This window comes from Streptomyces sp. NPDC058469 (genome assembly GCF_042721125.1).
In the GTDB taxonomy this organism is placed as follows: domain Bacteria; phylum Actinomycetota; class Actinomycetes; order Streptomycetales; family Streptomycetaceae; genus Streptomyces.
Genome location: NZ_JBHXME010000116.1, coordinates 22,901 through 28,669 on the forward strand (window position 1 = coordinate 22,901; position 5,769 = coordinate 28,669).

The 5,769-nt window shown below is 70.4% G+C and carries 6 protein-coding genes; 2 read left to right on the forward strand and 4 right to left on the reverse strand.

Annotated features, from left to right (window positions below; translation table 11 throughout):
- Positions 1–247 precede the first annotated feature (247 nt).
- Positions 248–1,642: a carotenoid oxygenase family protein gene (locus ACFWP5_RS36450; RefSeq protein WP_384166730.1), complete on the forward strand. Its 1,395-nt coding sequence runs from the start codon at positions 248–250 to the stop codon at positions 1,640–1,642.
- A 209-nt stretch (positions 1,643–1,851) separates the two neighbouring features.
- Positions 1,852–2,790, forward strand: a complete 939-nt coding sequence (locus ACFWP5_RS36455; protein WP_384166733.1) for an RNA polymerase sigma factor — start codon at positions 1,852–1,854, stop codon at positions 2,788–2,790.
- Between the two features lie 8 nt (positions 2,791–2,798).
- Here the strand turns inward: ACFWP5_RS36455 and ACFWP5_RS36460 are convergent, their stop codons facing one another.
- The 4 genes from ACFWP5_RS36460 to ACFWP5_RS36475 form a co-directional block, all read right to left on the reverse strand.
- Positions 2,799–3,395: a cysteine hydrolase family protein gene (locus tag ACFWP5_RS36460; RefSeq protein WP_384166736.1), complete on the reverse strand. Its 597-nt coding sequence runs from the start codon at positions 3,393–3,395 to the stop codon at positions 2,799–2,801.
- 52 nt (positions 3,396–3,447) lie between these two features.
- A complete protein-coding gene (locus ACFWP5_RS36465) occupies positions 3,448–4,869 on the reverse strand; it encodes an MFS transporter (protein WP_384166739.1) in 1,422 nt (473 codons plus the stop codon).
- A gap of 31 nt (positions 4,870–4,900) precedes the next feature.
- Positions 4,901–5,371 carry a MarR family winged helix-turn-helix transcriptional regulator gene (locus ACFWP5_RS36470; protein WP_384166742.1) on the reverse strand — a complete coding sequence of 157 codons (471 nt, stop codon included), beginning with the start codon at positions 5,369–5,371 and terminating at the stop codon, positions 4,901–4,903.
- 82 nt (positions 5,372–5,453) lie between these two features.
- Positions 5,454–5,769, reverse strand: a 316-nt coding sequence (locus ACFWP5_RS36475) for an alpha/beta hydrolase (RefSeq protein WP_384166745.1), incomplete at its 5' end; no start/stop codon positions are given.

A 5,769-nucleotide genomic window follows, 5' to 3' on the forward strand; every position in this document is an offset into this window, starting at 1 on the left:
GGCTCGGGCCCCCCCGGGTCGCCCCCCCGCGGTTCCCTGTGGTGGGGGCGGTGGTGCCCCGCCGGCCCCCCACCACCGCGGCGGCGGACGCGCCCCAGACGGTGTCCGCCGCCGCGGTCAACTCCGGCCCGGACCAAGGCGGTTCGGGTGTACGGAGGCTTCGCCGACCCGTCTGACCCGTCTGACGCATCCGACCCGTCCGACGCGTCCGACCCCTATGACTTCTGACTTCTTGAAGGAAAGCAGCATGACGAACGAGACACCTGTCCCCCTGTACCTCCAGGGCCGCTTCGCGCCGGTCCCCGAGGAGTACACCGCCGCCGAACTCGCCGTGCGGGGCTCTCTGCCGCCCGACCTGGACGGCCGCTATCTGCGCAACGGCCCCAACCCGCTGCCCGGCGAGGACCGGGGGCACTGGTTCACCGGCCCCGGCATGCTCCACGGCATCCGGCTGCGCGGCGGCCGTGCCGAGTGGTACCGCAACAGGTGGGTCAGGACAAGGGAGTTGGAGGGTCACCCCTTCGTCCGGGAGGACTTCAGCGTCGACCTCGCCGCGGTGCCCGCCAACACCCATGTGATCCGGCACGCCGACACCGTCCTCGCCCTGTGCGAGGTGGGCCTTCCGTACTGGGTCACCCCGGAGCTGGAGACCGTCGGGCCGTACGACTTCGGGGGGAAGCTGACCACCGCGATGACCGCGCATCCCAAGGAGGACCCGGTCACCGGTGAACTGCACCTGTTCGGGACCGGGTTCGCGCCGCCCTACCTGACCTATCACCGGGTCACCCCGGACGGCGCGCTGCTCGACAGCCGACCGATCGACGTGCCCGGGCCGACGATGATGCACGACTTCGCCATCACCGAGCACCACATCGTGTGGATGGACCTGCCCGTCGTCTTCGACCACACCCTGGCCGGGCGCGGCGGCATGCCGTACCGGTGGGCCGAGGCGTACGGCGCGCGGATCGGGATCATGTCCCGCGAGCACGGTTCCACCGATGTGCAATGGTTCGACGTCGATCCCTGCTACGTCTTCCATGTGGGCAACGCCTATGAGGACGCGCAGGGGCGTGTGGTGCTGGACGCGGTGCGCTACGACGACGCCGGCTTCCGAAAGGTCTGGGGCGACATCGGCGGACCCACCGGCGCGAGCGTCCCCAGTGTGCCGAACGGCCAGGTCGGGGTGCGGGAACCGGGTCACACCCAGGCCCCCTCCGTCCTGTACCGGTGGATCCTGGACCCGGTGGCCGGCCGTGTCGTCGAGTCCCAACTGGACGACCGCGAGGCCGAGTTCCCCACCCACAACGAGACCCTCACCGGGCGCCGGAACCGCTACCTCTACACGGTCAACGGCGACGGCATCGCCAAGCACGACCTGGTGCGCCAGACCGGTGACGTCCACAAGACGCCCGGCAGCCGCTACTCCGGCGAGGCGGTCTTCGTACCGGCGTCGGACGGCACCGACGAGGACGCGGGCTGGCTCCTGTCGCTCGTCTCGGACGACGAAGGCGCGGCGGGTGAACTGCTCGTCCTCGACGCCACGGACCTCTCCGTGCAGGCGGTCGTGGAACTGCCGTACCCGGTTCCGTCCGGCTTCCACGGCAGCTGGCTGCCCGAGCCCGAGCCCGTCGAACAGGCCTGATGCGAGGGTGTGTTGACCGATCCGGTCGAGGGGGGCCAGCGAGGAGCCGTAGCGGCGTATCTTCCTCGACACGGGTCCCCTCGATCCGACACCTGGGGTCCATCCGGTGTTCACCGTGGAGTGGGAGAAGTGGGATCTCAAGAGGACGGGCCCCCATTCCCCGGAGCGGCCTGCGGCTTGTGGTCCGTCCGCATGGAGGCTTTCGGTTCATGGTGCCCCTCGACCACCCCACGGATGAGGAACTCACCCTCAGGGCCCAGGCCGGCGAGTCCGGCGCCCTCGGGCTGTTGCTGACGCGCCATCAGGCGCCCATGCGCGCGGTCGCGTTGAGTCTTCTCGGCTACGGCCCCGATGCCGAGGACGCGGTGCAGGACGCCGCGTTGACCGCGCTGCGGCGCATCGGCGACGTACGGGACCCCGCGGCCGTGGGACCGTGGCTGCGGGCGATCGTGCGGAACGCCTCCCGGATGCGGTTGCGGGCCGTCCGGGAGGTGCCCGGTCTCGACGGGCTGGAGCAGCTGCGGGTGCGGGAGGGCGAGCCCTCGCACCCCGAGCGGTTCATCGAGCAGCACGCGATGCGGGACTGGATCTGGGACGCGGTGGAGGAACTGCCGCAGCAGCAGCGGCTGGTGCTGATGCTGCGGCACTTCAGCGGGATCACCTCGTACCAGGAGATCGCCGAGGCCTGCGAGGTGCCGGTCGGTACCGTGCGCAGCCGGCTCAACCAGGCCCGGGCGAAGATGGCCAAGGTGCTGCTGTCGACCGCGACCGAGGGCCACGACGACGCCTCCGTGCTCACCGAGGACAGCCGGCAGGAGGCCGAGGTCACGCTGGACGGCGCCATGCGCGGCCAACTGCCCGGCGAGATCCTGGAGTTGTGGCCGGCGGAGACCGAACTGGTCGGCATCCTCAACAAGAAGGGGGAACGCCTCCATCCCTTCCCGGCGATGCGGAGCACCCGGGAGAAGGGCGTGACCCAGCTTCTGCGCCATGTCGTGGCCAGCCGGGACATCGCCATCTGGGAGATGGAGGCGGTCACCCCCGCCGGTGTCCCGAATCCCTGCCCGCCCACCCTCGCCTGGCTGATGTTCCGCCGCGACGGACGGGTGCAGAAGCTGCGGGTGGTCTTCCCCGGGGCACCGGCGTGAGCGCTGTGTCAGACGGAGCGCAGCAGCTCTCGTAGACCGGTGGTGTCGATGACGTGGGCCCGGGACGGGAACACCTTCTCGACCAGCAGCTGATGGGTCTCGGCATCGGGGTCGGCGACGCCGTCGGACAGGACGAAGACGCGGTAGTCGCGGTCGGCGGCGTCGATGACGGTGGACAGGACCACGCCGCTGGTGCTGATCCCGGCGAGCACCAGGGTGTCGATGCCACGGTCGCTCAACTGCTGGTGGAGATCGGTGGTGGAGCCGGAACCGAAGCGGATCTTGCGGACGACGATGTCGCCGTCCTCGGGCGTGATCCGCGCGTCGATCTGAGTGGCGTCGTCCTCGTGGTGCAGCATCTTCGCCGCGGCGACCGCGCTGAAGGACTTGTTCGTCTCGGGGACCGCCGACCAGTCGTCCTCGGTGAAGGCGACGCGGACGTAGCCGATGGCGCCGCCGGCGGCACGGACGTGGGCGATGGTGTCCTTGACCCGCTCGACGAGGGCGTCGGAGTCGGGGGCGATGGGGACGATCCCGTTCTGGAAGTCCATGACCAGCAGGGCGGTCCGTTCGGGGGTGATCGTGGGGAGGGAGGGGGTGCTCACGCGAGGTTCTCCTTGAGGGGGTGCTTCGTAGGGGGTTGTCGGAGTGGATCGGTCAGGTGGTCGTGGTGGCGCGGCCCATCAGCCGGCGGTCCAGGACGGTCAGCAGGAGGACCGCGAGGCCCGCGCCGACCAGGACGAGGCCGAGGATGTGCAGGCCGTGGTCGGTCACGCCGGCGCGGAAGACGATGCCGCCGATCACGGCGGAGGTGATCGTCCCGAGGTAGCCGAAGGTCCGGAACAGCCCGGAGGCGGTGCCTATTTGGTCCGGCGGTGCCTCCAGGTAGAGGGCGGTCTGGTTCCCGACGGTGGTGGTGGCCGAGGCGACGCCGAAGACCAGGGACACCAGCACGATCGCGATCGCCGGGCTGTGCGAGGTGAGCAGCATGATCCCGGCCGAGCCGATCAGCATGGTCACCGCCGAGACGATCAGCGGCCCGCGGATCAGGTTGCGGCGGGCGAGCGGGTGCGAGAGGAGTGCGGAGACGGCGCCCATCGGCAGCAGGAGGAGTCCCGCCGTCACGCTGGACAGCCCGTGCGCGGCCTCCATCCACTGCGTCACGCCGTACATCACGGTGTACGTGCCGAGCAGGGTGAGCGCCTGGCGCAGATAGGTCCGGGTGAGGGCGCCGTTGGCGGCGAGGCCGCGGAAGTCGAAGAACGGTCCCGTCTTGCGCAGCTCCCACCACACCGTGGGCACCGCGGCCAGGACGAAGACGGCGAGCGCGGTCCACCCGAGCTGGGGGAGGCCCATCAGGAAGATGACCAGCGCGCTCATCGTCACGGCGAAACCGAGGATGCCGGGAAGGTCGATCCGGTCGGCGACCCTGCGGAAACCGTGGTCCGCGCGGTCCAGCGCCGGGTCCTTGGGCAGCCAGCGCACGGCCATCACCATCGCGGCCAAGGTCACCGGGATGTTGATCAGGAACGCCCAGCGCCAGCCCGCGGCGCCGACCAGCAGTCCGCCGATCGGCGGGCCCACCGCGGCGGTGGCCATGCCTGCGATCGCGATCCCGCCGAGCACTCCGCCCGGCGGGGCGTCGAGACCGGCGTCCTGGGCGCGGCGCCGGATCAGCACCATCGCGCAGGGGAACGCGGCCGAGGTGCCGATGCCGACCAGGACCCGGGCCACGGTCAGCATCGCCAGGTTCTGGCCGAGGCCCCCGACGACACCGCCGAGCAGCACCAGGACGATGCCGAAGAGGAAGACAGGGCGCGCACCGAGCACCTCCGCCAGCTTGCCGGCGGTCGGCTGCGCCACGGCGCTGGCCAGATAGAGCGAGGAGACCAGTACGGCGGTGCTGCCGACCGCGACGTGCAGCTCGGTGGCGATCGGCACCAGCGCGGTCGCGATGATGGAGCTGTTGACCGGGTTGAGGCCGGCGCCCACATAGAGCGGGGTCGTGAAGGTCCAGGCGAAGGGCTTGCGCGCGAGCGTGCGCGCCGGGTCGGTGGCCTTGCCGGTGTCGGTCCTCATGTGCCGGTCCTCATACGGTCGGTCCCGGTCCTCATATGCCGCCGTCGTTCAGCTCGGTCGTGGCGAGGCGCTCCAGCAACTCGATGGCCTTCTCCACGTCCGCGCGCTCGTCCGGGGCGACCAACTGGTCGATGGCCCGCGCCAGGAAGGAGGCACGCCCCGCGAGCAGCTTCTCGACCAGTTCGGTCGCGGACGGGTCGGCGCTCATCAGCTTCTTGCGGCCGTCCTGCGCGTCGGGCTCGCTGCGGACCAGTCCGGCGGCCTTGAGCACGGCCAGGCTCTGCGCGATGGACTGCGCGCTGACGCGCTCCAGCGCGGCCAGCCGCGCCGCGGTGACAGGGCCTTCCCGTACGACACTCGCCAGCACGCCGAGCTGCGTGAGGGTCAGGCCGGTCGCATGTTGCCCCGATTCCGTGCGCAGCCGTGCGCGCAGCCGGGTGATCGCGTCGTTGAGCCGCTGCGCGGTCGCGACGGACTGCCGCGGCCCGGGGTTCGTGTTCATGGTTCCAACGTAAAACTACACAAGCAACTTTGCCAAGTTACTTGTGTAGTTTTCGCTGTCTGCTGGATCACACCGCGCTGGATCACACCGCCAGGTGGTCGCCGAAGAAGACGCTCAGCTTCTCGACGGCGGGCGTCACGTACGCGTCCTTGTCATAGAGATCGACATGCGAAGCGCCCTCGATCCACACCAACTCCTTCGGCCCGTACGCCTTTTGGAACGCCTCCACGCTCATCCAGGACGTCACCGCCGCCCGCCCGACGATCAGCAACACGGGCCGCGGGGCGATCAGGGCGAGGGACGCGAAGGCGTCGAAGGCGGCGATCCGGTCGAGGCTCGGCCAGGTGTTGTCCTTGGTCAGGATCGCCTTGTTGACGGCCTGGCCGGCGTCGCCGTCC